Here is a 25,847-nt window from a genome sequence, read left to right as displayed (position 1 = left end):
CATATGATGAAGCGTCGTTTGTTTTTGTATTTCCTGACAAGGATCCCCCATGACCGCGTATTGGCTGGCTCAGGGCGTAGGTGTACTCGCGTTTCTGATTGGCATTACCACGTTTTTCAACCGCGATGAGCGCCGTTTCCGACTCCAGCTTGCCGTCTATAGCGCCACAATAGGCGTACACTTCTTTCTGATGGGCGCCTGGCCCGCCGGGATGAGCGCAGAACTCAACACCGTGCGTACCCTGGTGTCCATGCGCACCCGTAAACTGTGGGTGATGGCGCTGTTTATTATCCTCACACTGGTGCTTGGGCTGGCGAAGCTACAGCACGCGATGGAAATTCTGCCCATCATCGGTACGCTCGCCAGTACCTGGGCGCTGTTCCGCTGTAAGGGATTAACGGTGCGCTGCGTGATGTGGTGTGCGACAGCCTGCTGGGTGGTGCATAACTTCTGGCTGGGATCGATTGGCGGTACGCTGATTGAAGGCAGTTTTCTGGTGATGAACGGGCTGAATATTATCCGCTTCTGGCGCATGAAACGCCGGGGAATCGATCCGTTCAAAATTGAGAAAAGCGTGCAGGAAGAGAACCCTTCCGCCAGATGACGGAAGGGGCAGGCGCTTAGCTGCGCAGAGGATTATTCGCCAGACGTTCGTCTTCAGCCTGACAGGCTGCAGCGGTAAACAGGACGTCAGTTGACGAGTTCAGCGCGGTTTCACAGGAATCCTGCAACACGCCGATGATAAAGCCAACGGCAACAACCTGCATGGCGATATCGTTAGGGATACCAAACATATTACACGCCAGCGGTATCAGCAGCAGCGAACCGCCCGCGACGCCCGATGCGCCACAGGCACATAGAGAGGCGACGACGCTCAGCAGCAGCGCGGTGGGCAGATCCACCGGGATCCCCAACGTATTCACCGCCGCCAGCGTTAACACCGTAATGGTGATCGCTGCGCCCGCCATATTGATGGTTGCACCCAGTGGGATAGAAACGGAATAGGTATCGCGATCCAGATTCAGTTTTTCACACAGCGCCATATTCACCGGAATATTCGCCGCAGAACTGCGGGTGAAGAAGGCGTAGACGCCGCTTTCACGCAGGCAGGCAAAGACCAGCGGATACGGGTTGCGACGAATTTTCCAGAACACCAGCAGCGGGTTGATGACCAGCGCAACCAGAGCCATACAGCCTACCAGCACGACCAGCAGTTGCGCATAGCCCCACAGCGTAGCGAAACCGGTGGTTGCCAGCGTGGAAGAGACCAGGCCAAAAATACCGATCGGTGCAAAACGGATCACCAGTTTCACCATAAAGGTGACGGCATCCGACATGTCATTGACCAGATTTTTGGTGGTGTCGTTGCCGTGACGCAGGGCAAAACCGAGGCCGACCGCCCACACCAGGATGCCGATATAGTTGGCATTCAGCAGTGCATCAATAGGGTTGGAGACCATGCTCATCAGCAGACCGCGCAGGACTTCCACGATGCCCGACGGCGGCACAATATCATTTGTGCTGGTGGTCAGATGCAGCGTTGAAGGGAAGGCAAAACTGAAGACCACCGCGGCAAGCGCGGCAGAAAATGTCCCCAGCAGATAGAGAAACAGAATCGGGCGAATGCTGGTTTTTTGCCCGTGCTGATGGTTAGCGATAGACGCCATCACCAGCATCAGAACCAGCACCGGGGCAACGGCTTTTAACGCGCCGACGAACAGTGTGCCGAGCAAACCCACGGCAATAGCCGCCGGTTTTGAAATCCATGCCAGTAGGATCCCCAGTACGAGACCGACCAAAATTTGTTTTACCAGGCTTCCTTGAGCCAAACGCTGCAGCAGCCCCGGAGAACGTTGCGTAGTCATTTCATCATCCTTTCATTGTGTTGTTGCTCATCCTTTGCGCGTTCTATGGACGCCTCTTTCCGGATGTAACAAAGTGTTTGCATGGTTGAGTATAAGGAAAGATAAAGCTTCTGGAAGCGAAATATGCTGGATTTTATGCTGCAGTCATGTTTTGTAACTTAATATTAACAATGATGTGACATGTTCTACAAAAAGCAGACGCCGGATTGTCTATTGGCCGGGGACGCGCTAGCGCCGCCCGGCTCGACAGAATTACGCCTGCTGTTTCTTATCATGCTGATAGTTGACCCAGGCATTGATCAGTAGCGTTACGACCAGGATGCCAAATACCACGCCCAGCGAAATCGCAATCGGGATATGGTAGAAGTCGACGATCAGCATCTTAATGCCGATAAATACCAGGATCACCGCCAGACCGTATTTCAGCATTGAGAACCGCTCTGCAACCCCTGACAGCAGGAAGTACATTGCACGCAGACCGAGGATCGCGAACAGGTTTGAGGTCAGCACGATGAACGGGTCGGTGGTGACGGCGAAGATGGCGGGAATACTGTCGACCGCAAAAATAACGTCGCTCAGTTCCACCAGAATCAGCACCAGCATCAGCGGCGTGACATACAGCAGACCATTTTTACGCACGAAGAAATGTTCGTTTTCGATGGTATCGGTCATACGCAGATGTCCGCGCAGCCAGCGTACCAGCGGTTTGTCGCCGATTCCGGAATCGTCCTCTTTCGCCAGCGCCATCTTCACCCCGGTAAACAGGAGGAACGCGCCAAACAGGTACAGGATCCAGTCGAACTGGGTGATAAGCCACGTACCCGCAAAAATCATGACCGTACGCAGGATGATTGCGCCCAACACGCCGTACACCAGTACCCGACGCTGCAGTGCTGGCGGCACCGAGAAGTAGCTGAACAGCATCAGCCAGACAAAGACGTTATCGACGGCGAGAGATTTTTCAATCAGATAACCGGTGAGGAACGCCAGCGCCTGCGGATCGGCGACGGCGCGGCCTTCGGTTTGTACCAGGTACCACCAGAACGCCGCGTTGAACAACAGCGAGAGCGTAACCCAGACCAGGGACCAGGCGGCCGCTTGTTTCATGGTCATCGTATGTACGCCACGACGCCCCTGCAAAAAGAGGTCGATAGCCAGCATAATCACCACAACAACAGCGAATCCGCCCCATAACAACGGTGTGCCGACAGTATTCATAAATATTCCTTACGCATAAAAAAGGCCAACGTCGGAAGACGTCAGCCGCTGCTTTTTTATGCATAGACCTCGCCTTCCGGCAAGGTCTCACTTACAACAAAAAAAGAATGCGTTAACGCATTCCTTTTTCGTTGCCCGGTGACCGGATGTGGTTTCTCACACATCGTAATGACGATCGACCGACAATGAAGTTACTCCCCTTTGCAGGTAACAAAATATGACAGGCCACGCATTCCGTCAATGGCCTGTAACATCTGTTTTACAATGTTTTACGCAGTGGCCGCACGGCTGACGTCATCTGCCGGGAAGATGACGCCAGTCTGGCGACGAATCTCGGTCAGCAGTTTTGCCGTGATGCGACTGTTCGACAATCCAGGATGATTCACTTCATTGGCGTCCACCAGTTCTGCAAACGCCTGTGCCTCATACAGCATAGTATTGATGTGCTGTGGTTGGGTAAGGTCCTGGGTTTTCCCGCCGCGTGGAACAAAGCAGACCTTCTGGCATTCGGAGATTTTTTCGATCACCAGCGATCCGGCTTCGCCCTGGATTTCGCTGTCGATAACGGAGTCGCTCACTTTGGAATGCTGGAGAGTGACGCTGAAATCACCGTAGTCCATCACCACGACGCCATGGGCATCGACGCCGCTTTCCAACAAACTGGCGCAGGCCTGTACGCTGTGCGGTTCTCCCCACAGTGCCACGGCGGATGCCAGGCAGTAGAAACCGATGTCCATGATCGATCCGTTGGAGAAGGCAGGGTTAAAGGTGTTCGGGTTTTCGCCGTCGAGATAGCGCTGATAGCGCGAAGAGTACTGGCAGTAATTGAGGAACGCTTTGCGCACCTTACCGACTTTCGGCAGCGACTGCTGTAGTAGCAGGAAATTAGGCAGACTGGCGGTTTTAAAGGCTTCATAGAGCACCACCTGATTTTCCCGCGCACAGGCGATAGCGGCTTCCACTTCGGTCAGATTCGACGCCAGCGGTTTTTCGCAGATCACATGCTTTTTATGGCTCAGAAACAGTTGGGTCTGGGGAAAGTGCAGCGAGTTCGGACTGGCAATGTACACCGCATCAATCGCATCGCTCTGCGCCATTGCATCCAGCGAGGTAAACAGATGCTCGACGAGGTAATCATTAGCGAAAGTTTGCGCCTGTTCGAGGCTGCGGGAATAAACTGCGGTTAATTTATATTTGCCGGTCTCATGGGCGGCATCCACAAACTGACGGGTGATCCAGTTTGTGCCAATCACTGCGAAACGTATCATAAATGCCTTCAGGCTCCATAAAGGGATTCTTTCGTCAATTTAGCACGCCTTTATGACAAAGCCAGTGCGCTACTGCGCAGTTTCCTTTAACGACAACTGCGTCAACCAGAGGCGCGTATCAAATTCCAACTGGTGATACTGTGGTTCCATGTGGCAGCAAAGCTGATAAAACGCTTTGTTGTGCTCTTTTTCCTTCAGATGCGCCAGTTCGTGTACGACGATCATCCGTAAAAAGGGTTCCGGCGCGTTGCGAAACACGGTGGCGACGCGGATCTCGGCTTTCGCTTTTAGCTTGCCGCCCTGCACGCGAGAGACTGCCGTGTGCAGCCCAAGCGCATTTTTCAGTACGTGGATCTTATTGTCATACATCACTTTGTTGATCGGCGGGGCATTACGCAGAAACTGACTTTTCAGATCCTGGGTGTATTGCCACAGCGCTTTATCCGTCGCGAAATCATGCGTTCCCGGATAGCGCTTTTCCAGCACCGTGCCCAGCCGCTGCTCGGCAATCAGCGTGCGCACCTGTGAAAGCAGGTTTTCCGGGTAGCCCTGGAGGTAGTTCAGTTCGTTCATCTCAGTCCACGCCAATTAACAAAATTGTTGTATACTCACGCACCCTTTTAAGGGATACGCCGAAATTTTACCATTCAGGAGGGCCGATGAGCCACACAGACAACGGTTTCCGTTCACTGACACTAAAACGTTTCCCGGAAACGGACGACGTTAACCCACTGCTGGCGTGGGAAGCGGCGGATGAGTATCTGCTGCAACAGTTGGACGATACGGAGATTCGCGGCCCGGTGCTGATCCTGAATGATACCTTTGGTGCGCTGAGCTGTGCGCTGGCGGAGCAGTCGCCGTACAGCATTGGTGATTCTTATTTAAGCGAACTGGCAACGCGGGAAAATTTGCGCCATAACGATATCGCGGAGTCCAGCGTCAAGTTTCTCGACAGCACGGCGGAGTATCCGCAGGCGCCGGGCGTGGTACTCATCAAAGTGCCAAAAACGCTGGCTCTGCTCGAACAACAGCTGCGTGCGCTGCGAAAAGTGGTGACCCCGCAAACCCGTATCATTGCCGGCGCAAAGGCGCGTGACATCCATAACTCCACGCTGGAGTTATTTGAGAAAGTGCTCGGTCCAACGACCACCACGCTGGCGTGGAAAAAGGCGCGTCTTATCAACTGCACCTTCAACGAACCGGCGCTGGCCGAAGCGCCGGAGACGCTGAGCTGGAAACTGGAAGGCACCGACTGGACCATCCACAACCATGCCAACGTTTTCTCCCGCACCGGGCTGGATATTGGTGCGCGCTTCTTTATGCAGAACCTGCCAGAGAATCTGGAAGGGGAGATTGTCGATCTCGGCTGCGGCAACGGGGTGATTGGCCTGACGCTGTTGGAAAAAAATCCGCAGGCTAACGTGGTCTTTGTCGATGAATCTCCGATGGCGGTCGCTTCCAGCCGTCTGAATGTGGAAACCAACCTCCCTGAGGCCATCGATCGCTGCGAGTTTATGATTAACAACGCGCTGTCCGGGGTTGAGCCTTTCCGCTTTAATGCCGTACTGTGCAATCCGCCGTTCCATCAGAAGCATGCGCTGACGGATAACATTGCCTGGGAAATGTTCCACCACGCCCGTCGTTGCCTGAAGATCAATGGCGAGCTGTATATCGTCGCCAACCGTCATCTCGACTACTTCCACAAGCTGAAGAAGATCTTCGGCAACTGCACCACCGTCGCCACCAACAATAAGTTTGTGGTGCTCAAAGCGGTGAAAGTCGGCCGCCGGCGCTAACGTATTGCCGGATGGCGGCTGTGCCTTATCCGGCCTACAACATATTACTATTGCGTAGGCCTGATAAGCGTAGCGCCATCAGGCACATTAAATTCCCAGCGCCAGACGGGTGCCCTGGGCAATGGCCCGACGAGCATCCAGTTCCATCGCCACATCACAGCCGCCGATGACGTGCACGGTTTTTCCCGCCGCATGCAGCGGTTCGGCCAGTTCGCGGCGTGGCTCCTGACCGGCACAAATAATGACGTTATCGACCTCCAGCGTTCGTGCTTCGTTACCGATCAACACGTGCAGACCGGCGTCGTCGATCTTCTGATAGCTGATTGCCGGGATCATCTTCACGCCGCGTGAAAGCAGCGTAGTGCGATGGATCCAGCCGGTGGTTTTCCCCAGTCCCTCTCCGGGTTTGCTGGCCTTACGCTGTAGCATCACTATCTGACGCGGGCTGCGAGCCAGATGCGGGCCTTCCGGACGTAATCCACCGGCCTGTTGCAGGCTGGTGTCGATGCCCCATTCCACACAGAAATCGGCAATGCTCTGACTGGTCGGTTCACCGGGCTGGCTCAGGTACATCGCGGTATCAAAGCCGATCCCTCCGCAGCCAACGATGGCTACCCGATTCCCCACCGGGGTTTTGTCGCGCAACACGTCGAGATAGGTTAAGACCTTCGGATGATCAATGCCGTCTATCGGTGGCCTGCGTGGCTCGATCCCGCTGGCGAGGATCACCTCATCGAATACCAGCAGATCGTCTGCCATCGCATAATGATTCAGTTTCAGGGTTACGCCAGTGACGTCGATCATCCGGCGGTAATAGCGGAGCGTTTCATAAAACTCCTCTTTACCGGGGATCTGTTTGGCGATATTGAACTGTCCGCCGATCTCGCCCTGCGCATCAAAGAGGGTGACGTGATGACCACGTGCCGCCGCATTGATGGCAAAGGCGAGGCCCGCCGGACCCGCACCGACGACGGCCAGATTTTTAAGCGCGGTGGCTGCAACAATGGGCATTTTGGTTTCGTGACAGGCGCGTGGATTCACCAGGCATGAGGTCACTTTACCGACGAAGATCTGATCCAGACACGCCTGATTACAGCCGATGCAGGTATTAATCTCATCGGCACGCCCCGATTGGGCTTTCGATAACAGCTCGGCATCCGCGAGGAACGGGCGCGCCATCGACACCATGTCGGCATCACCGCGCGCCAGAATCTCATCGGCAACCTGCGGATCGTTAATGCGATTGGTGGTGACCAGCGGCAGCGAAACGTGGCCTTTCAGTTTACGAGTGACCCAGCTAAAGGCACCGCGCGGTACCGGCGTAGCGATGGTGGGAATGCGCGCTTCGTGCCAGCCAATTCCGGTGTTGATAAGGGTCGCGCCTGCGGTTTCGACGGCCTGCGCCAGTTGCACGGTTTCTGCAAAGGTGCCGCCGTTTTCCACCAGGTCGAGCATCGACAGGCGGTAGATAATAATAAAGTCATTCCCCACCCGCTGGCGGACTGCACGTACCACCTCAACGGCAAAGCGCATGCGGTTGGTGTAATCGCCACCCCAATCGTCGTCGCGCTGATTGGTGCGCAGGGTGAGAAACTCGTTAATCAAATAGCCTTCTGAACCCATGATTTCGACGCCGTCGTAACCGGCTTCCCGCGCCAGTTGAGCGCAGTGGGCGAAGTCCTCAATCAGTTGCAGAATTTCTTCGTGGTTCAGGGCGTGCGGAGTAAACCGGTTGATGGGGGCCTGAATCGCTGAAGGCGCCACCAGTTGTGGCTGATAGCTGTAGCGCCCGGTGTGCAGGATCTGTAACGCGATTTTCCCGCCTTCGTTATGAACGGCATCGGTAATGATGCGGTGATGTGGCACCTGCCGGGCATCGTTGAGCGTAGCGCCGCCCTCCATCGTGACGCCAGACGGCGCAGGCGCAATACCGCCGGTGACAATCAGCGCGACGCCATGCCGGGCGCGTTCGGCATAGAAGGCCGCCAGTCGTTCAGCACCATCAGGATACTCTTCCAGCCCGGTGTGCATTGAGCCCATCAGCACGCGGTTTTTAAGCTGAGTAAAGCCGAGATCAAGCGGGGCGAACAGCGACGGATAGCTCATAAGATTGTCCAGTATGTAAAATTATTGTTATGTGGTCGGATGAGTTACTAATTTAGCCGTCGACGGGTAAAAGGGAAAAGGGGAATGCAATGATTGTGATGGGATTCAAAAAAAGCCCCCGGGCAGGGGGCTTTTGTTTGCCTGACAGAATGTCCCGGCATTGAGTTTAGACCTCTTCGACACTCACTCGCAGTGCCGCCAGCGCTTTACGCGCGGCTTTTAGTACCTGTTCGCACTGCTCGATCGTCAGCGTTAACGGCGGTTCGATGCGGATCGTTTTCGAGTTGTTTAGCGTCCCGGCAACCAGTACCCGCTGGCGGAACATCTCGCTGGCGAAACGGTAGCCCGTTTCATTGTCGACAAACTCGATTGCCATCAGCATCCCTTTCCCGCGCGCGTCCTGCACCAGATCGGGGTACTCCCGCGCCAGTTGGCGGAAACCGTCCAGCAGGATATCGCCTTTCTGTTCCGCTTGTGCCGGCAGGTTTTGTTCCAGCAGGACATTGATGGTCGCCAGCGCGGCCGCACAGGCCAGCGGGTTACCGCCAAAGGTCGTGGTGTGCAGGAACGGGTTATCGAACAGTACTGAAAAAACCTCTTCGGTGGCGATCGTTGCGCCAATCGGCATCACGCCGCCTCCCAGCGCTTTTGCGAGGCAGAGAATGTCAGGCTGCACGTTCTCATGTTCACAGGCAAACATCTTGCCGGTTCGCCCCATGCCGGTCTGGACCTCATCGAGGATCATCAGCGCGCCAAACTCATCGCAGAGTTTACGCACGGCGGTGAGATAACCCTGTGGTGGCAGGATCACGCCGCCTTCACCCTGGATAGGTTCCAGAATCACCGCCGCCACATCATCTCCGGTTTTTTGGCACTCGCTGAGCGCGGTACGCATAGCCTCAATATTACCGAACGGCACATGACGGAAACCCGGTAATAGCGGCATAAACGGCTTGCGGAAAGTGGATTTGGCGGTGGCGGACAGCGCGCCCAGCGACTTACCGTGGAACGCGCCGCTGGTGGCGATGAAGGTAAATTTGCCGCGTGGTGACTGGTAGGCCTTCGCCAGTTTCAGCGCCGCTTCGACCGATTCCGTGCCACTGTTGCAAAAGAAGCTGTATTTCAGTTTTCCGGGTGCCAGGGCAGCAAGGGTTTTTGCCAGCATGGCCCGTAGCGGGTCAAGCAGCTCCTGACTATGCAGAGGTTGTTTCGCGAGTTGATTCTGTACGGCGGAAACCACAACTGGATTACGGTGCCCCACGTTGAAAATTCCAAAACCTCCCAGGCAGTCGACAAACTCCTGTCCCTGGGTGTCGACAAGCGTATTCAGACCTCCCGCTTGCCACTCTACGGCTCCGTAATCCCCGCCGGCGGTAACAGATTTGCGATACTCTAAAAATCCCGGATTGACATGCTCTTTGAAGTAATCAATCACCTCTCGGTTAAGTGCTTTCATCTCCTCATGATCAAGCGTTCGCTTCTCAATGAGATTCAGTGCGTGCGCGCTGCAGGCCAAAGCCGATGCGCTGGAAGGTAACCTGTTCAAAATATGCTCCCGGGGCTCGCGTATCACATGATACCGATTTAAGTATTGCAGGGATTGCGCCATCCCGGCGGCGCTGACGAAAATCGGGATAAACACCAGGGAGAAGAGTTGTTGTGCAACATTTAATCTTATTTGTTAACAGTTGCTGAGTTTTTGCGCAGAATGAAGACCGCACGAGAGTGGCTTCAGAAGGGGCAACTGCGCGGAAATAGTGCAAAAATTGTGCAGTAACAGTGCGTATCTCTCAGGGGGATTTTATAGTTTCAAACTGAAAGTATTTTAAATCAATCAATTAGAATTCATACAAATCGTGAGGTTTAATCGCAAATTGCGATCTAAATCAAATTTAACATCTAAAGATAAATCTGTTAGCGCCGAAATAACATCTGACAAAAAAGTTAACAGCCAGATAACTAGCACAGGACGCGACTATGTCTTCTCATCTCTACGTCACCCAGCAAAATACACCGCTGGATGACGATACGACCCTCATGTCGACTACCGATCTCCACAGTTACATCACTCACGCCAACGATACCTTCGTCAATATCAGCGGTTATTCGATCAATGAATTGTTGGCGCAACCTCATAACCTGGTGCGTCACCCGGATATGCCGAAAGCGGCCTTTGCCGACATGTGGTACACCCTGCAGCAGGGCGAGCCGTGGAGCGGCATCGTCAAGAACCGCCGTAAAAATGGCGATCATTACTGGGTAAGGGCGAACGCGGTACCGATGGTACGCGAGGGGAACGTGACGGGATACATGTCGATCCGTACCCGCGCGACGGACGCGGAGATCGCCGCCGTTGAGCCTTTATATCAGGCGCTCAATGAAGGCCGTTGTTCGCGCCGGATCCACAAGGGGTTGGTGGTGCGTAAAGGATGGCTCGGGAAACTGCCGGCAATGCCGGTGCGTTGGCGGGTTCGTTGCGTGATGGTGCTCATTTATGGCGTGCTGGCGGCGACGCTGCAACTGTCCGGTGCGTTATGGCCCGCACAACTGATGTGCGCGCTGGTGATGCTGCTGGGTACGGCTGCATTTGAGTGGCAGATTGTTCGCCCGATTGAGAATGTAGCGAAACAGGCGCTGAAGGTGGCGACCGGTGAGCGGAACAGCGTGGCGCATCTGAACCGCAGCGACGAACTGGGATTGATGCTACGCGCCGTCGGACAGCTTGGTCTGATGTGTCGCTGGCTAATCAACGATGTTTCAAGCCAGGTGTCGAGCGTCAGAAACGGCAGCGAAACGCTGGCGAAAGGTAATGACGATCTGAATAAGCACACCCGTCAGACGGTCGATAACGTGCAGCAGACGGTGACCACCATGAATCAAATGGCGGCGTCGGTTAAACAAAACTCAGAAACCGCGTCCGCAGCCGATAAGCTGTCGATTGCTGCCAGTAACGCGGCGACGCAGGGCGGCGAGGCGATGGACACCGTGATTAAAACCATGGATGACATCGCCAACAGCACGCAGCGCATCGGTACCATCACTACGCTTATCAACGACATCGCTTTCCAGACGAATATCCTTGCGCTAAACGCCGCGGTTGAAGCGGCCAGGGCGGGTGAGCAGGGGAAAGGGTTTGCCGTTGTGGCGGGTGAAGTACGCCATCTGGCCAGTCGCAGCGCCAGCGCGGCGAACGATATTCGCAAGCTGATCGATGCCAGTGCGGATAAAGTGCAGTCTGGCTCCCAGCAGGTCCATGCGGCGGGGCGCACGATGGATGATATTGTCTCTCAGGTTCAGAACGTCACCCAGTTGATTGCGCAGATTAGCCATTCCACACTGGAACAGTCAGATGGCTTGACCAGCCTGACGCGTGCGGTGGATGAACTTAACCACATTACACAAAAGAACGCCGAACTGGTTGAAGAGAGCGCCCAGGTGTCCGCCATGGTGAAACACCGCGCCAGCCGTCTGGAAGATGCCGTGACGGTGCTGCACTAATCCTTTCCTTTATCCTCATCAACGCTTGCCTGTAACGGCAAGCGTTATTGTAATAATAATGTTAACAGCATATTAAATATTACCACCTACGGGTTATTTCTCTATTTTATTAACCGCTTTCAGTTTCCCTCTTTTTGCTATTTAGACATTATAAAAAATCGTTTATATAACGATCGGTCTGCCTCTATTCATCGTTAAAAACTATTTACCAGCAATTATTGATAATAAAAAGCGATCAAATTCATAAAGTTAGTGAAATTGTTACCGATAAGGAATCTGTCTGAAGAAAACTATCTCCAGGGAGAATATATGTTTTTGCGTAACATGAAAATTCGCTCAAAATTATTTATCGCGTTTGGATTGTTTATTGTACTGATGATGGTGAGTTCGGGCCTTTCCTTATTTAGCCTGGACCGCGCCAACAGTGGTATGCAAAACATCATTACCAATGATTATCCCATCACGGTAAAAGCCAACAAGCTTGTCGATCATTTCCAGGATTTTGTCAGCACGCAGCAACTGATGCTGATGGACGAAGAGGGGCGGTGGGCCCAGACGTCACAGAAAAAACTCGACGCCATAAGCGAGCAAATCACGGTGCTGCTGGATGAACTGAACGCCGCGCCGTTGAATGCCGAATCGAAGAATGTCATCGCTGGGATCCGCGATGTGCGTGAGCAGTATCTCGCCTCCCGATTTCGCATTCTGCAGGAACTGCAAAACCATAACCGACAGGCGGCGATGCAGGAGATGATGACCACGACGGTTAATGTACAGCAGGACTATAAAGCTAAAGTTCAGGCATTGATCGCCATTGAAGACAGGCAGATGCTGCGCGCTGGCGCACAGGTGGAAAGCGACTTTAACACGAACCGGGCGCTGCTTAGCGCACTGGCGCTCATCGGCATTGCCGCGGGCTGTATCATGGGCTGGTATATCGTGCGTTCCATCACCCGGCCGTTGAATGAAGCGGTGCAGTTTGCCGAAGCGATTGCCGAGGGTGACCTGACCCGCAATATCATTACCACGCAGAAAGATGAGACCGGCGAACTGCTGCATGCGCTGATGGTAATGAAAACTCGTCTGCTGGAGATAGTCCAGGAGGTTCAGAACGGCTCAGAGAATATCTCCAGCGCGGCGGCGCAGATTGTCGCCGGAAACCAGGATCTGGCTGCGCGTACCGAAGAACAGGCGAGCTCTGTCGAGCAGACCGCAGCGTCGATGGAGCAGATCACTGCCACGGTCAAAAATACCGCCGAACATACCGGAGAAGCGACGAAACTCTCAGCGGGGGCGGCGACCGTCGTGAAGAACAATGGCGAGATGATGAATCAGGTGACGCAGAAAATGCGCGTGATTAATGAAACGACTAACCGGATGTCAGACATCATCAACCTGATTGACTCTATTGCCTTTCAGACTAATATTCTGGCGCTGAATGCGGCGGTTGAAGCTGCGCGAGCCGGTGAGCATGGCCGCGGATTTGCCGTGGTAGCGGGAGAGGTACGCCAACTGGCGCAGAAGAGCGCGTCTTCTGCCAGCGAGATTCGCCATCTGATTGAGGATTCCACCGGTCAGACCCAAGAAGGGATGCAACTGGTCGAGAAGGCTAATGCCCTGATTAACGGCATGGTAAACAACGTTGAAGAGATGGATGTGATCCTACGGGAGATCGGCCAGGCCAGTCGTGAGCAGACCGAGGGTATCTCGCAGATCAACAGCGCGATTGGCCTGATTGACGCCACCACGCAACAGAACTCCTGTCTGGTTGAGGAGTCCGTTGCGGCAGCGGCGTCACTGAACGAGCAGGCGTTACACTTAAAAGAGATGGTGAAAGTGTTCCGCGTTCGCGAAGGCGATGCCTTGCCTGCTTAATCAAGCTGAGTGATTTCCAGCGCCGCGCGGTCGATCACGCCAATGATCTTTTTAAGCTGTGCGTCGCTGATGTCACCCTGATTTACCCTCAGATCAAGCACCGCCTTGAAGTTTTCCAGCGCTCGCTTCATCTGCGGGTTCTTACGCAACTCAAAGCCGACATTGCGCGCATTAACGCGTTCCTGGATGTGACCGAGATGTTCACGATTCTCTTCCAGCCACTGTGCGCCGGTGTCGGTGAGGGTGATTTTTTTACGTCCACCCTCCTCTTCGCTTATCGTAATAAAGGCCTGATCCTGGAGGAAATCCAGCGTTGGATAGATCACGCCAGGACTCGGCGTATAGTTGCCCTGCGTCAGATTTTCGATGGCTTTGATCAACTCATAGCCGTGACTGGCCTCGCGGGAAAGAATGTCCAGAATCACCAGACGCAGCTCCCCATGACCAAAAAAGCGCTGACGCCGTCCACCTCCACCGCCTCTACCGTGACGATGTTCGCAACCGTCGTGATGATGCCCTTCGCCTTTACAGCAACCTTCATGATGATGTCGCATGATAATCTCCTGATGTTGTTTAGATATATCTAATTTATATCTAAAGAATAAATTATGACAAGTTCAATGTTGATATTTTTATTAATTGTATGAATTTTAACGATAAATATTATTAGGTGTAATCTTCCAGAAACTATCAAAAAATGACTTGCAATCCTGGTGATTAACAATCATTATCATTTGAAAATTTATTTCGATATATCTGATTATTACACTAAGGCCAAAAGATGATGGATAAAACTTCATGTTACCCTCAGCGTGTGCGCAATGAACTGCGCTTTCGCGAACTTACCGTTTTGCGCGTAGAACGTATTGGCACGGGTTTTCAGCGTATTGTCCTCGGCGGCGATGCACTGGAAGGTTTTAGCTCGCGCGGTTTTGACGATCACAGCAAGGTGTTTTTCCCGCAACCCGGCAGCCATTTTGTTCCGCCAACCGTGACGGAAGAGGGCATTGTCTGGGGAGAGGGCGTACGTCCAGTTTCTCGCGACTATACGCCGCTGTACGATGAAGCCCGTCATGAACTGGCGCTGGATTTCTTTATCCACGACGGCGGCGTGGCAAGTTCCTGGGCGTTACAGGCGCGCGCAGGCGATACGTTAACGATCGGTGGGCCACGTGGTTCGCTGGTGGTGCCGGAAGATTACGCATATCAGGTTTATGTTTGCGATGAGTCAGGCATGCCGGCGCTGCGTCGTCGTCTTGAGGCGCTGAGTCGCTTACCGGTAAAACCGACGGTGACCGCGCTGGTGAGCGTCGCCGATCCGGCATATCAGGATTATCTCGCGCATCTGGACGGGTTTGCCATTGAATGGCTGGGACACGATGAGCAGGCGGTTGCCGCACGACTGGCGCAGATTGAGGTGCCGGAAGAAGATTACTTCATCTGGATCACCGGGGAAGGGAAAGTGGTGAAAAAACTCAGCCAGCGCTTTGAGCAGGAACCGTTTGATCAGCAGTTAGTCCGAGCAGCGGCTTACTGGCACAACAAGTAAAGTGAGCGCCGTCGGGACAATGAAATTTAATGATTTCTTTGACGCTGAAATCGGTTTAAGGTCATAGGGTAGTCTTGTGTTTTACATGGTAAATTTTAAGGATAAAAGTATGCCTGCAGTCATTGATAAAGCATTAGATTTCATTAACGGTATGAACACTTCGGCCTCTTCACCTGAACCTATGGATGAAAGCACGGCGAAAGGAATTTTGAAGTATCTGAAAGAACTGGGATTCCCGGCTAGCGCAGCAGACGTCACGGCCCGGGGGGAACAGGAGGGGTGGAACCCCGGTTTTACGCAGAAATTAGCCGGATGGGCTGAAAAGTTTGAGTCCGGAGAGCGGGTATTGATTAAAAACCCTGAGTATTTTTCACTGTATATGCGTGAGCAGCTTCAGGAACTGGTCGAAGTTGAGCGCGCGTGAAGTCAACAACCTGTCTTGATGCTCTTGCCTGTAGGGGAAGAGCATCCCTTTCTCTTACTTCCGCGCTGTTGTAACTCATTGAATTTGGTGGCCCCTGCTGGACTTGAACCAGCGACCAAGCGATTATGAGTCATAAAATCGGCATGCTTCTAATCGTTCGCTATTGACGCTTATTGTATTTTTAATTGTCTATAATCAATCAGTTATGATGTTGTTTTTGTTTCTGATTGGTTGTCTCGTCTCCTCATTGTACTATCGTTACCTGACCCATTACCTGACCCAAAATGGGCATCGGGTCAGGTAACGCTTATCCTTAGAAAGGTAACCTCATGGCCGCTAATCTTACTGAGACTGCTATACGCGGATTGAAGACAAAAAGCACGTCGTACTACGTGTGGAGCAACAGTGCTCAGCGTGGTACCGGCAGGCTTGGCGTTAAGGTTCAGCCTTCAGGCAGCAAAGTTTTTTATTTCCGTTACTACGTTGAGAAAGGAAAGAAAGAGAGATTCATTCAGTTAGGTATCTGGCCTGAGATGAAATTGGTGACCGCCAATGAGCTGGCGAAAAAGTACGGGGCCTGGCTTGTTGAAGGAAAAGAACCTCAGCAAGAGCTTGAGCAACAACGCCTGGCTGAGCAGCACATCATGCAGCTTCACCGTTCTCAGGGATCGTTTAAAGAGCTGGTACATGGTTACGTTAACAAGATGAAGCTCGACAATAAGCGGACTTGGGCCGATGTACTGAAGCGACTTGAAAAAGAGTGCTATTCAGTCATTCCTCGAGAGACCAAAGCGAAGGATGTCACGCCCTTACAGATCAAAACGATCTTGTCTGGCATTATCCAGCGAGATGCGGTGGTCCATGCAAACCGAATTCGTTCCTACCTGATGGCGGCATTTAACTACGGTCTTAAAGCCGACAACGATCCGATGAATAGCAGCGTGGGGATTACGTTTGGGCTTGAGGTTAACCCGGTATCGGCCATACCAAAGCAATCCTCGGCGGAGAAAGTTGGTGACACATGGTTAACGCTGGAAGAGCTACGTATTGTCATGGAGCAGTTCGACCAGGCAACTAACGTTGGGCCGTTGATGCAGCACCTTATCCGCTTCTGCGTTTATGCTGGCGGGCAGCGACCGTTTGAAATGATTGCCAGCCAATGGAGCGCGATTGACTGGCAGCAAAAGACGTTACTGGTCATAGCCGATGTATCGAAAAACAAACGGGAGCACCTGATCCCATTGACTGAATCGGCATTAAGTGAATTAGCCTCAGTGAAAGAACTGACTAAGGAAAGTAACAGCCCCTATATCTTCCCGCTCTCGACCAACGGCGAACGACCGGTACGTACCGATAGCCTGGCCCGTTCCATCATGTATTTCCGGGCTTTTAATCCTAAGTTTAAAGTTTTCACAGCGCGAGATTTACGTCGCACATGTAAAACGCTGATGGGGGAGGCGGGGATCAGCAAAGAGATCCGCGACCGTATCCAGAATCACGCTTTGAATGACGTCAGCTCGAAACACTATGATCGTTATGATTACTTGCCTGAAAAGCGCAGGGCGCTTGAGATCTGGGAAGATAGGGTCAACAACTATCAGCGACAGCAGGAAAACAATGATCCTACCCACGTAATATGGACACAGGCCTAAGCGAGGTTCTGGTTTTCAAATTGTTCCGGACTGAGGCCGCCACACCAACTGTGCCGCCGCCACCGATTGTAATCACATTCGATATAATTAAATACCGTTGCCCGCATTATTTCCCGGCTGATAAAGTGTTCTCCATGGATACATTCCACTTTCAGCGAATGAAAGAAGCTTTCCACGCAGGCATTATCGTAGCAGCAACCTTTTGCGCTCATACTTCCACGCAGATTATGCCGCTTCAGTTGCGCCTGATAATCTGCTGAACAGTACTGGCCTCCACGGTCAGTGTGAACGATAACGTTCCGGGGCCTCTTACGCCGCCACAGCGCCATCTGCAGGGCATCGCAGGCCAGTTGCGCCGTCATGCGTGGCGACATTGACCAGCCAATAACGGCACGTGACCACAGGTCAATGACCACTGCCAGATACAGCCAGCCTTCATCTGTACGTAAGTACGTGATGTCTCCTGCCCACTTCTGGTTCGGGCCACTGGCGTAAAAATCCTGCTCCAACAGATTTTCTGACACAGGCAGGCCGTGTGCGCGGTAGCTGACCGGGCTGAACTTCCGGGAGGCCTTTGCCCTCAGTCCCTGACGGCGCAGGCTTGCCGCCACGGTTTTTACGTTAAAGGGGTAACCCTGAGCACGCAGTTCATCCGTCAGGCGTGGGGCACCGTAACGCTGTTTTGACCGGGTAAAAGCCGCGAGGACAACGCTGTCGCAGTGTTGGCGGAACTGCTGACGCGTGCTTATCCTTGTCCGCCGCTGACACCACGTATACCAGCCGCTGCGGGCCACCCGGAGCACGCGGCACATTGCTTTGATGCTGAACTCAGCCTGATGTTTTTCAATAAAGACATACTTCATTTCAGGCGCTTCGCGAAGTATGTCGCGGCCTTTTGGAGGATAGCCAGCTCTTCATCCCGTTCTGCCAGCTGGCGTTTGAGACGTGCAATCTCGGTAGACATCTCCAGTTCACGTTCAGAAGACGTCTGCTGATTTTGCTGTTTACTGCGCCAGTTGTAGAGCTGTGATTCATACAGGCTGAGTTCACGGGCTGCGGCAGTAACACCGATGCGTTCAGCAAGCTTCAGGGCTTCACTGCGAAATTCAGGCGAATGCTGTTTACGGGGTTTTTTACTGGTTGATACTGTTTTTGTCATGTGAGTCACCTCTGACTGAGAGTTTACTCACTTAGCCGCGTGTCCACTATTGCTGGGTAAGATCACAACGTGGTAAGTCTCTTCAAAAGAACATAGTAAGTTATACTCCCGAGTAGTGAAATATAAGATGGATCACTTTTTAGGGGCGATTGCTGTGTCAGGCGACACTTAATTTGTTATTATCGACAAATGATAAGTGTCTGCCTGATGGGAGAGAGGGATGAATTCTAATTTTTTTTCGTTGTCAAAAATAACTGATCAGCATATCGTTCAGAAAATACTGGATGCATGGTTTTCTAAACGTATACAACTTTTTTTGTATTTTGGCGGAAATGGCAAAAAATGTAGATTGTCACGCTGTATTTCGCCTTCGCTACATATAGGCGGAGAGCAGCTTATTAGTAATGGGGATGAATTTTACCTGTCAGAAGACAGTAAGGCACATTCAATTTTAAAATTCATCCCTGACCTGCCGCTAAAATCGCACTTGAAGATAACTAAAGGTTTTAAAATATCAAGATCAATTCAAGGTGAGTATTTCAACTATGAATACGCAGGGACTGCATTGGGATATTGGGTTGTTGTCCCGACTAAACTAGCAGCCTTTAATAATGGTAATTATATTCTCACTGATAAAGAGTCATTTAGTCTTAAGGCTGATTCATCTGGTGCGGTATATGTCTATAGTGTTTACGATGAGGACTATTTGATTTTTGACGGTGATAACGGCATCAATAATGATGATCTCTATATCGATGTTAATGTGCTAAAGTCCGTCTTTCCTTCATTCAACCCTGATGATAAATTTAATGGCGTAACAGTTGAGAAAAAATCAAAAGAGGCTGTTTTTGAAACTAAAAAAGAGAATTTTGCTGTTTGTTTGCTTATGCATGAAACTGTCGTGAGGAACAATGGCGTTCCTGTTGTCAGTAAATTTAAAGTTGATTATGATGAAATGTGGAAAGCAAATATATCAGAAAGTACACTTCTTGAATGGTTTGAAAAACCAGCTGCATTTACAGATAGAAGGCAAAGAATTAAGGGCGAAAAAATAAAAGGTCTATATTTGTTTATGACTATGTTCAGTCAAAAATATGGAAGTGGCTCCAAAAGTAAAACCGCTATAATTGCAGATGAACTCAACAAATTGGCGGCCTCGGACGATTTTCAGTTCCCGGTCGCATTCACTACAAGTGATGTCAGAAAGTGGCTTAAGAAACCCAAAAACTAAGCGCTTACTAAGCGCATCTCCAAAAGTGCATCACTTTCCAAATCTCCCGTCCTGAAACATGATTGTCTCCATCGAAACCACAGGAGGCAATCATGCACAATTCTTTTACTCAACCTACCCCCGAGCAGCGTTTACAGGCTTTACAGAACTATGGCGAGAGGTCAGATCGTCTGGTTCGTGAACGTGAACGCCAGCGTATCACATCAGTATCACGATCTACAGCATGGAAACTTGAACGAGCAGGCCGCTTCCCTTTACGTAAGTCGATTGGGCCAAAATCTTGTGCCTGGCTGCTGAGTGATCTTCTTTGCTGGATCAGCATTCGTTAATCAAAAAGTCGTGTTTTCGGTTCGTTTTATCTTTAATGAACACGGTTTCATCTTGCTATTTCCGCTACTAATAGCGGAATAGCCGCTAAGGTGAAATAAATTTATCCTTAATCTATACAGAGGTTTTCATGCTTATTAGTCGTCCGTTCCCTGTACAAGTACTGCCATTGATTATCAGAAATGCGGTTTATGAGGTAACTCAAAATACACAGGCACCATTAGCGCTAGTTGCCGCATCTGCCCTTGGTGCTATTTCCCTTGCCAGTCAAAACGGGATTGATGTTTGCCGGTTTAATCATTTGCGTAGTCCCGTATCTTTATTTTTGCTGACACTGGCTGATTCTGGAGAAAGGAAAAGCAGTGTGGATAAAGCATTAATGAAGCCGCTGTACGATTTGGAGGAACAAAAGTTTATACAATACATGAGGGATTATGAAACCTGGGAAAATAACATGCAAGTGTTTAATACCCAACAAAAGGCGTTAACATCAAAGCTGAAATCGGAGATCAGGCGAAATAAAGATTCTTCCGCGACTGAAGCACAATTAAAAGCTCTTATGGAAAACCGCCCGGAAGAGCCAGTAAGGTACAAGTTGATGTTTAATGATGCCACTCCGGCGGCGATTAAACAGTTTCTCTGTGGTCAATGGCGGGCTATTGGCATAACTTCCGATGAAGCAGGCACCATATTTAAAGGTCATACACTAAATGATCTGCCTTTCATCAACAAAATGTGGGATGGCTCAACATTTTCAGTGGAAAGGAAATGTAGCCCGGAACAATTTATTAAGGATGCCAGAGTTACTCTGTCTGCAATGCTACAACCTGTTATTTTTAGAGCATATCAGGAGTCTAATGGAGAGATGGCTAAAGGGATAGGTTTTTTTGCCCGCGCCTTGCTCTGTCAGCCAGACTCAACCCAGGGTTACAGGAAAATTACCAGCCCAGTGACTTCAACCGAACATTTGCCAGTATTCCACCAACGATTGATGGAGATCATCACTGAAAATATGATACGACATGATGAAAATAAACGGGAATGCCTCTTTTTTTGTCCTGAGGCGGAACAACGAATGATTGAGTTTTATAATAAAGTTGAATCTGAGATGGGGATGCTTGGTTTTCTTTCTGACTTCAAAGACTATGCTTCTAAGGTCACAGAGAATATGGCGAGAGTAGCTGCTTTACTGCACTACTTCGAGGGGAGTGGCGGAGATATTTCACTCATTGCTGTTGAAGCAGCCATACAGATAATTTCATGGTACGTGGACGAGTATGTAAGGCTTTTCTCAAAACAGCAAGAATCGACACTTGTAGGCTCAGAGGCTCACGATCTTTACTGTTGGATAAAAGAATATTGCGTGAGAAATACGATCCCTTATCTCAGAAAAAACACGATATTGCAGTATGGCCCCAATCGGTTCAGAAACAAAGCGACAGTGAGCGAATTACTAAGCACTCTTTACTCACAGCGTAAGATAATGGCTGCGAAGCGAGGTAAAACTATATTTATCCAGCCTGTGGAGACCACTGATTTGGTTTGATTCCATCAGAAATATTATTTTTTCTCGAAGCTAATTGCAGAGTGACTTTTAAACAGCCATCACAGGCTGGGGCTACCTTCGTCTCAGATTTAGATGTTGGATAGGTATTATAATGGCGTTGTATACCCTTACTACCTGTATTAGCCAGTATTAATCAGTAAGAGTAGTAATCAGATCAGTATGTCCGTACTAAAATCTGATACCAGTATATACCGACAACAGTGACCATGAATAGCCCTACCTGTATGGCATCCCTATACGGTCTGCTATAGACCGTAGGACCAACTACAGGTATATATTATGAAAACATATCAAGGTACTCATGGAGTACATATCCTCGAATATCAGAGTAAGATTAATAAATTATTATGTTATTTGACTAACCGGTATCCTAGGTTAATTGCTGTACGTGTCGATCTCCACTATCCGAAGATAGTTGATGACGGTGACAATATTTGTTGCTTCCCTAACCTGGAACCTGGGGTGATATCCCGGATGCGTGAATCCCTCAGAGCTAAGCTGGAGGCTGACCGTACCCGTAAGGTGCGTGAGGATAAACGCATCTACCGTTGCCCTTTATTTATTATATGGGCGAAAGAGTATTCTGAATCAGGTAAATGCCACTATCACATTTGCCTGTTGTTCAACAAAGACGCTTACTACCACCTCGGGGATTACGATCAGGACGATAACCTTAGAGGGATGATCACAGGAGCCTGGTACAGCGCCCTGAGACTGGAGAGAGACGATCACCCTGGTCTGGTCCATTTTCCTGAAAACTGTAAGTATGTGCTAGACACCAATAGTACTGACTTCCAGCAGAACTACCAGGCGCTGTTAACCCGACTGGACTACCTGACCAAAGTTGAAAGCAAAGTGTTTGGTGAAGGAGACCGTAACTTCGGCTGTAGCCAAATCGAACTGTAAGTCGGTAATGGCCTTCTCAGTGAGAAGGCCTTATTTGTATTGTTTCAAAAAATTACTAAAATGCAGTTTCGTTACGCAATTTTCTATAGATTACTGATAGTCATCAGCAAGTCCGCTACTAAATAACGTTTCTGCATTTTCAGCGGTAGCAACAGCATCCTGCACATCCTGCCGTTTCAAATCTAACACTCGTAATTTACCCTTTACTTCGGCGACAGATTCGATTCGCCTGTAAGCATCAGAATGATGTTCGGCATATAGCGCAAGTCCTTTCAGTTTGGGCAAAGCATCAGCCAGATGTAGGCTATGTGGATCTACCAGGTCCACAACCATTTTGCCATCCTGTTCGGCAAAGAACAGGAAATCGGGACGAACAATCTTGTACTGTTCAGCTTCAACATAAGCGATTCCCAGTGACGACTGCCCTGTGTACTGTGGATTACGATACCAGAAAGCAAATCCTTCACGTTTGGTTTCGATCTCAAAAACCTTGGTTTCCCAATGGTTCAACAGAGCCGGATAGATCCCGTTTTCGTCACACAACAAATGGTGTTTCCAGACTGGAAGGTCAGCTTCCTTTTCACCTTCACGCACCCTGGTCATTTCAAACTTGTTCGCCGGCCTGACCAGATCCACATCCTGCGGTTCGGTACTCATTTCGACGATTTGACGATAGGCCTCTTTACGCTCATCTTTCAACGACTTGATTTGCGGTGTGTACTCGGCCAGCCACGCCTTCGCCAGTCTATCGGCCTCGCCATCGAAGTAATCCTGCACCTCCATCACCAGCCCCATGCCAGCAACGGTAACACGAGCCTCCATGATTGCTTCCAGATATTCCTCTGCATCCTCTTCTCGATCCGCAACCTTACCGGCCAGATATTCGACATAGGTACGTGAAACATCCGGGCTGAAAATTCGGGCTGCACGCCGGTAGGCGTCATCAATCACCGTTACGTCCGCCTCCTCCCAGAATTCGTTGAAGGTCATTGCTTTGTTCTTGAGGCTGGCAACCACAGCCTTACCATCTACGACGAGCACTGCATTGCGTTTGTTTTTGATTTTCTCGGCATTTTCTATCTGGAACTTGTCCAGAACAGCGTGCAAAGCAGCATGGGATTTCCTGACTGCCCCATCAAGAATGCCGTCATCAACCAGTTCCTGTGCCAGCGCGGTCAGACGTCTGGCGGGTCTGGCTCCTTTCTGTGGTCGGGTTTGAGAAGGTAGCGCTTCAAATGCTTCCCATACTTCAGCTGAAGCAGCCGGGTTAGGTTTCATCTCCACAGGGTTAACCAGGATGCGTCCGCTTGGAGGAGAGGTATCATCGCCCTTAAACAAGGTATTGACGACATCTCTCACGGTATTGGTATTAAACTTGGGCAACAGGCATTCTACAGAGTTTAAACGCTCATTACCCGGAATACGTCTCGCCAATGGAGTACGCACCATACGCCCCAACAATTGCGTAATATGCGTCCTGTGGCTGGCTGCGCGGAAGGAAACCATCACTTCGGCACGTGGGCAATCCCAGCCAGTGCTGATGGCATCTTTAGCAATCAGTACTCGCATCCAGGTTGATTCCTGCACCCGCTGCGGTTCAATATAAGGCACCTGATGTTGGCCGAAACGTTGTGTGGTGTGTTCACCGAAGACATGAGCAACACTGTCAATGGACAATTCAGGATAACGGGAGAATAACGTATCCAGCCAACGCCCCACCTCATTCGGGTCAGGCGTATTAGGTACCTGGAATACCATTAGCGGCACTACTTCGCGCACGGTTTCCTGCTGTCTTGCGTACTCTGCCCAGGCATCGGTCGCTTCCCTGAGTTTGTCGGCAGCACGGCGTACCCACACGGTATCGAAGTCACCAGCTTCATCAGGCACACCCAGAATGATATCGTCCTTGATAAGTCCAGATTCCTGCACTTTAGCGGGGTCAACCACCACATTCGGCAGTTTGACATGATGACCAGCATTGGCAATGGCTTTGTCGAAACGTTCAACTGTGGCGGAAATACCCCACACTACTGGAATACCCTTCACTCCAGCCGAACCATTGATAAGCCGTTGTACAATAGTACTCTTAGCAGCTTCACTGGAAGCCGTTGACGAGCCCATCCCTCTGTGCGCTTCATCCAGCACTAAGTAAAGGGTCAGATCCGGGTCTTCGATGGTGTTCTGGATGGTATCCCACAGCGTATAAGCCTGTGCATCAGGGGCTGCTTCGAAAAGGCCGCCTTTATCATCGAACCCGCGCACCAGGAGGCTTTTTTTGCCAAACTTCTGCGTGTTAAGGAAATAGATTTTTCCAGCCTGAAACTTACGCCGACTGAAGGGATGTTCAACTACCACCATATCGTTGTAGTTGATACGGTCACTCGCCTCCATCAGGCGAAAACGGGTTTGCTCATTCAGTGCTGGATCATCACTGAACCAGATCACCACCGCGCCGGGATCTGCATCGAAATTAAATTCGTCGTCACCATGAAACAATGCTTCAAATGCAGCAGCAGCCATGACGGTCTTACCCGCACCGGTTACAGCCGTTAAAGAGAAGGCGCTTTTGTCGCTCTCGTTGTGCCAGTAACGTCGAGCCTTCCTGAGATTCGCCAGAGCATCATGTACCGCATCGCGCTGATAGTCCTTGAGAGTAAATTTCATTCTGTCCATTCCCCACTGGTGAAGCTGAAATTGGTCAGGTACGACTCGTATAACCGCACTGGTTCAACATCTTTTGGCAAACGTTTTGTTACAGACTGGAAGTGACGGTCATCATCAGTAACGATGAAAGCCACGCACACGCCACTGGAGGTATCAATGGCTTCAATGAATGGGGTTGCTTGGTCTACATCTAGCAGTAGACCGTACGCATCGGTCACTTCCCATCCTTTAGTAGGTATTTTGGGTAAGCGGATTAAATGGTTGATCTTACCTTTGCATGAGAGTGAGACAGACCGGCATCTCATCGGATTATCTGGTTGATGCTTCACCTACTGCTGGTGCATGTTTCCTTCGCTAATTCCAGCAAGAACCCCACACGCCTCAACTTCCCGGTCATCGTTGCAACTCGCTCTCAGTGAAACGAGTTGTTTCTCAAGCGCTTGCAGAGCGGTTATCTGCGACCGCACATGAGAGATGTGATCATCGAGCAAGGCGTTGACGGCGGTACAAGGCTGATGAGGGTCGTCCTGATAGCTCTGTAGTTCGTGAATCTCAGCCAGTGACAGGCCCAGGATTCTGCAGCGACGGATGAAGGCCAGCCCCTCACCATGCTTCTCGGTATAGACACGGTAACCGTTGTCCTGCCGATCAGGCGGCGGCAACAAGCCCTGCTGTTCATAGAAGCGGATCGTCTGTGTTTCGACCCCTACCAACTGCGCCAACTGACCAATGCGCATCAGCC

At 51.0% G+C, this 25,847-nt stretch carries 21 protein-coding genes and 1 pseudogene; 11 read left to right on the top strand and 11 right to left on the bottom strand.

Annotation, left to right across the window (positions count from 1 at the left end; genetic code table 11):
• Positions 1 to 49 precede the first annotated feature (49 nt).
• The gene (locus tag GBC03_27620) at positions 50 to 604 is read left to right on the top strand and encodes a YgjV family protein (GenBank protein ID QFS73712.1); all 555 of its coding nucleotides are present in this window, start codon (positions 50 to 52) and stop codon (positions 602 to 604) included.
• A gap of 16 nt (positions 605 to 620) precedes the next feature.
• Here GBC03_27620 and sstT read toward each other — a convergent pair whose 3' ends face one another.
• The 4 genes from sstT to GBC03_27600 all read right to left on the bottom strand — a co-directional run bounded on the left by sstT (position 621) and on the right by GBC03_27600 (position 4,924).
• Positions 621 to 1,865 carry a serine/threonine transporter SstT gene (gene sstT, locus GBC03_27615; protein QFS73711.1) on the bottom strand — a complete coding sequence of 415 codons (1,245 nt, stop codon included), beginning with the start codon at positions 1,863 to 1,865 and terminating at the stop codon, positions 621 to 623.
• Positions 1,866 to 2,117: 252 nt separating this feature from the next.
• Entirely contained in the window at positions 2,118 to 3,083 is a 966-nt protein-coding gene (locus tag GBC03_27610) for a TerC/Alx family metal homeostasis membrane protein (protein QFS73710.1), read from the bottom strand.
• Between the two features lie 269 nt (positions 3,084 to 3,352).
• Positions 3,353 to 4,351, bottom strand: coding sequence for a gfo/Idh/MocA family oxidoreductase (locus GBC03_27605; protein QFS73709.1), 999 nt, complete (start codon positions 4,349 to 4,351; stop codon positions 3,353 to 3,355).
• 69 nt (positions 4,352 to 4,420) lie between these two features.
• Complete coding sequence (locus GBC03_27600; protein QFS73708.1) at positions 4,421 to 4,924, bottom strand: DUF45 domain-containing protein; 504 nt, start codon at positions 4,922 to 4,924, stop codon at positions 4,421 to 4,423.
• Between the two features lie 86 nt (positions 4,925 to 5,010).
• On the opposite strand from GBC03_27600, the gene rlmG reads away from it, so the two are divergent.
• Positions 5,011 to 6,147 (top strand): 23S rRNA (guanine(1835)-N(2))-methyltransferase RlmG, encoded by a 1,137-nt coding sequence (gene rlmG, locus GBC03_27595; protein QFS73707.1) that lies wholly within the window; start codon positions 5,011 to 5,013, stop codon positions 6,145 to 6,147.
• A gap of 87 nt (positions 6,148 to 6,234) precedes the next feature.
• Here the strand turns inward: rlmG and GBC03_27590 are convergent, their stop codons facing one another.
• Both GBC03_27590 and ygjG read right to left on the bottom strand, forming a co-directional pair.
• Positions 6,235 to 8,253 (bottom strand): NAD(P)-binding protein, encoded by a 2,019-nt coding sequence (locus GBC03_27590; protein QFS73706.1) that lies wholly within the window; start codon positions 8,251 to 8,253, stop codon positions 6,235 to 6,237.
• 166 nt (positions 8,254 to 8,419) lie between these two features.
• Positions 8,420 to 9,862 (bottom strand): putrescine aminotransferase, encoded by a 1,443-nt coding sequence (gene ygjG / locus GBC03_27585; GenBank protein ID QFS74148.1) that lies wholly within the window; start codon positions 9,860 to 9,862, stop codon positions 8,420 to 8,422.
• Positions 9,863 to 10,230: 368 nt separating this feature from the next.
• Here ygjG and GBC03_27580 point away from each other — a divergent pair, with 368 nt between their 5' ends.
• Together GBC03_27580 and GBC03_27575 are read left to right on the top strand one after the other, a co-directional pair.
• The gene (locus GBC03_27580; GenBank protein ID QFS73705.1) at positions 10,231 to 11,751 is read left to right on the top strand and encodes a PAS domain-containing protein; all 1,521 of its coding nucleotides are present in this window, start codon (positions 10,231 to 10,233) and stop codon (positions 11,749 to 11,751) included.
• Between the two features lie 309 nt (positions 11,752 to 12,060).
• On the top strand, positions 12,061 to 13,626 hold the full coding sequence (locus GBC03_27575; GenBank protein QFS73704.1) for a HAMP domain-containing protein: 1,566 nt from the start codon (positions 12,061 to 12,063) through the stop codon (positions 13,624 to 13,626).
• Here the strand turns inward: GBC03_27575 and GBC03_27570 are convergent.
• Positions 13,623 to 14,183 carry a PadR family transcriptional regulator gene (locus tag GBC03_27570; protein ID QFS73703.1) on the bottom strand — a complete coding sequence of 187 codons (561 nt, stop codon included), beginning with the start codon at positions 14,181 to 14,183 and terminating at the stop codon, positions 13,623 to 13,625. The two genes, GBC03_27575 and GBC03_27570, sit on opposite strands and share 4 nt — an antisense overlap.
• Positions 14,184 to 14,407: 224 nt before the next feature.
• On the opposite strand from GBC03_27570, the gene GBC03_27565 reads away from it, so the two are divergent.
• From GBC03_27565 to GBC03_27555, 3 genes are all read left to right on the top strand, one after another.
• Entirely contained in the window at positions 14,408 to 15,175 is a 768-nt protein-coding gene (locus GBC03_27565) for a siderophore-interacting protein (GenBank protein ID QFS73702.1), read from the top strand.
• An 85-nt stretch (positions 15,176 to 15,260) separates the two neighbouring features.
• Complete coding sequence (locus GBC03_27560) at positions 15,261 to 15,599, top strand: DUF1889 family protein (protein QFS74147.1); 339 nt, start codon at positions 15,261 to 15,263, stop codon at positions 15,597 to 15,599.
• A 329-nt stretch (positions 15,600 to 15,928) separates the two neighbouring features.
• On the top strand, positions 15,929 to 17,251 hold the full coding sequence (locus tag GBC03_27555) for a DUF4102 domain-containing protein (GenBank protein ID QFS73701.1): 1,323 nt from the start codon (positions 15,929 to 15,931) through the stop codon (positions 17,249 to 17,251).
• On the opposite strand, the gene GBC03_27550 is transcribed toward GBC03_27555, so the two are convergent.
• Positions 17,248 to 18,410, bottom strand: a protein-coding gene (locus tag GBC03_27550) for an IS3-like element IS3 family transposase (protein QFS73700.1) whose coding sequence is annotated in 2 segments (ribosomal slippage) — positions 17,248 to 18,149 and positions 18,149 to 18,410 — 1,164 coding nt in all. Because the reading frame shifts where the segments join, the coding sequence is not laid out codon by codon here. The two genes, GBC03_27555 and GBC03_27550, sit on opposite strands and share 4 nt — an antisense overlap.
• Before the next feature lie 220 nt (positions 18,411 to 18,630).
• Here GBC03_27550 and GBC03_27545 point away from each other — a divergent pair.
• The 4 genes from GBC03_27545 to GBC03_27530 all read left to right on the top strand — a co-directional run bounded on the left by GBC03_27545 (position 18,631) and on the right by GBC03_27530 (position 22,441).
• Positions 18,631 to 19,641, top strand: coding sequence for a hypothetical protein (locus tag GBC03_27545; protein QFS73699.1), 1,011 nt, complete (start codon positions 18,631 to 18,633; stop codon positions 19,639 to 19,641).
• Positions 19,642 to 19,733: 92 nt separating this feature from the next.
• Positions 19,734 to 19,970 (top strand): AlpA family phage regulatory protein, encoded by a 237-nt coding sequence (locus GBC03_27540; GenBank protein QFS73698.1) that lies wholly within the window; start codon positions 19,734 to 19,736, stop codon positions 19,968 to 19,970.
• Positions 19,971 to 20,098: 128 nt separating this feature from the next.
• The gene (locus GBC03_27535) at positions 20,099 to 21,514 is read left to right on the top strand and encodes a DUF3987 domain-containing protein (GenBank protein ID QFS73697.1); all 1,416 of its coding nucleotides are present in this window, start codon (positions 20,099 to 20,101) and stop codon (positions 21,512 to 21,514) included.
• 300 nt (positions 21,515 to 21,814) lie between these two features.
• Entirely contained in the window at positions 21,815 to 22,441 is a 627-nt protein-coding gene (locus GBC03_27530; protein QFS73696.1) for an inovirus Gp2 family protein, read from the top strand.
• Positions 22,442 to 22,531: 90 nt separating this feature from the next.
• Here the strand turns inward: GBC03_27530 and GBC03_27525 are convergent, their stop codons facing one another.
• The 3 genes and pseudogenes from GBC03_27525 to cadR all read right to left on the bottom strand — a co-directional run bounded on the left by GBC03_27525 (position 22,532) and on the right by cadR (position 25,842).
• Complete coding sequence (locus GBC03_27525; GenBank protein ID QFS73695.1) at positions 22,532 to 25,105, bottom strand: type III restriction endonuclease subunit R; 2,574 nt, start codon at positions 25,103 to 25,105, stop codon at positions 22,532 to 22,534.
• Positions 25,102 to 25,356, bottom strand: a pseudogene (locus GBC03_27520) (site-specific DNA-methyltransferase). Before GBC03_27520 ends, GBC03_27525 begins: the two are co-directional and overlap by 4 nt.
• Before the next feature lie 78 nt (positions 25,357 to 25,434).
• Positions 25,435 to 25,842 carry a Cd(II)/Pb(II)-responsive transcriptional regulator gene (gene cadR, locus GBC03_27515; protein ID QFS73694.1) on the bottom strand — a complete coding sequence of 136 codons (408 nt, stop codon included), beginning with the start codon at positions 25,840 to 25,842 and terminating at the stop codon, positions 25,435 to 25,437.
• Positions 25,843 to 25,847 lie beyond the last annotated feature (5 nt).

The organism is Citrobacter telavivensis (genome assembly GCA_009363175.1).
GTDB classification, from domain to species: domain Bacteria; phylum Pseudomonadota; class Gammaproteobacteria; order Enterobacterales; family Enterobacteriaceae; genus Citrobacter_A; species Citrobacter_A telavivensis.
Note: the sequence above shows the minus strand (reverse complement) of the source record. Positions and strands in the feature narration are given on the sequence as shown.

Coding starts and splice junctions, on each gene's coding strand:
- GBC03_27580 (QFS73705.1), top strand. CDS start 10,231: ATGTCTTCTCATCTCTACGTCACCCAGCAAAATACACCGCTGGATGAC.
- GBC03_27540 (QFS73698.1), top strand. CDS start 19,734: ATGCACAATTCTTTTACTCAACCTACCCCCGAGCAGCGTTTACAGGCT.
- GBC03_27590 (QFS73706.1), bottom strand. CDS start 8,253: ATGAGCTATCCGTCGCTGTTCGCCCCGCTTGATCTCGGCTTTACTCAG.
- sstT (QFS73711.1), bottom strand. CDS start 1,865: ATGACTACGCAACGTTCTCCGGGGCTGCTGCAGCGTTTGGCTCAAGGA.
- GBC03_27545 (QFS73699.1), top strand. CDS start 18,631: ATGAATTCTAATTTTTTTTCGTTGTCAAAAATAACTGATCAGCATATC.
- GBC03_27565 (QFS73702.1), top strand. CDS start 14,408: ATGATGGATAAAACTTCATGTTACCCTCAGCGTGTGCGCAATGAACTG.
- GBC03_27620 (QFS73712.1), top strand. CDS start 50: ATGACCGCGTATTGGCTGGCTCAGGGCGTAGGTGTACTCGCGTTTCTG.
- GBC03_27555 (QFS73701.1), top strand. CDS start 15,929: ATGGCCGCTAATCTTACTGAGACTGCTATACGCGGATTGAAGACAAAA.
- rlmG (QFS73707.1), top strand. CDS start 5,011: ATGAGCCACACAGACAACGGTTTCCGTTCACTGACACTAAAACGTTTC.
- GBC03_27605 (QFS73709.1), bottom strand. CDS start 4,351: ATGATACGTTTCGCAGTGATTGGCACAAACTGGATCACCCGTCAGTTT.
- GBC03_27610 (QFS73710.1), bottom strand. CDS start 3,083: ATGAATACTGTCGGCACACCGTTGTTATGGGGCGGATTCGCTGTTGTT.
- GBC03_27535 (QFS73697.1), top strand. CDS start 20,099: ATGCTTATTAGTCGTCCGTTCCCTGTACAAGTACTGCCATTGATTATC.
- cadR (QFS73694.1), bottom strand. CDS start 25,842: ATGCGCATTGGTCAGTTGGCGCAGTTGGTAGGGGTCGAAACACAGACG.
- GBC03_27600 (QFS73708.1), bottom strand. CDS start 4,924: ATGAACGAACTGAACTACCTCCAGGGCTACCCGGAAAACCTGCTTTCA.
- GBC03_27525 (QFS73695.1), bottom strand. CDS start 25,105: ATGAAATTTACTCTCAAGGACTATCAGCGCGATGCGGTACATGATGCT.
- GBC03_27575 (QFS73704.1), top strand. CDS start 12,061: ATGTTTTTGCGTAACATGAAAATTCGCTCAAAATTATTTATCGCGTTT.
- GBC03_27530 (QFS73696.1), top strand. CDS start 21,815: ATGAAAACATATCAAGGTACTCATGGAGTACATATCCTCGAATATCAG.
- GBC03_27560 (QFS74147.1), top strand. CDS start 15,261: ATGGTAAATTTTAAGGATAAAAGTATGCCTGCAGTCATTGATAAAGCA.
- ygjG (QFS74148.1), bottom strand. CDS start 9,862: ATGGCGCAATCCCTGCAATACTTAAATCGGTATCATGTGATACGCGAG.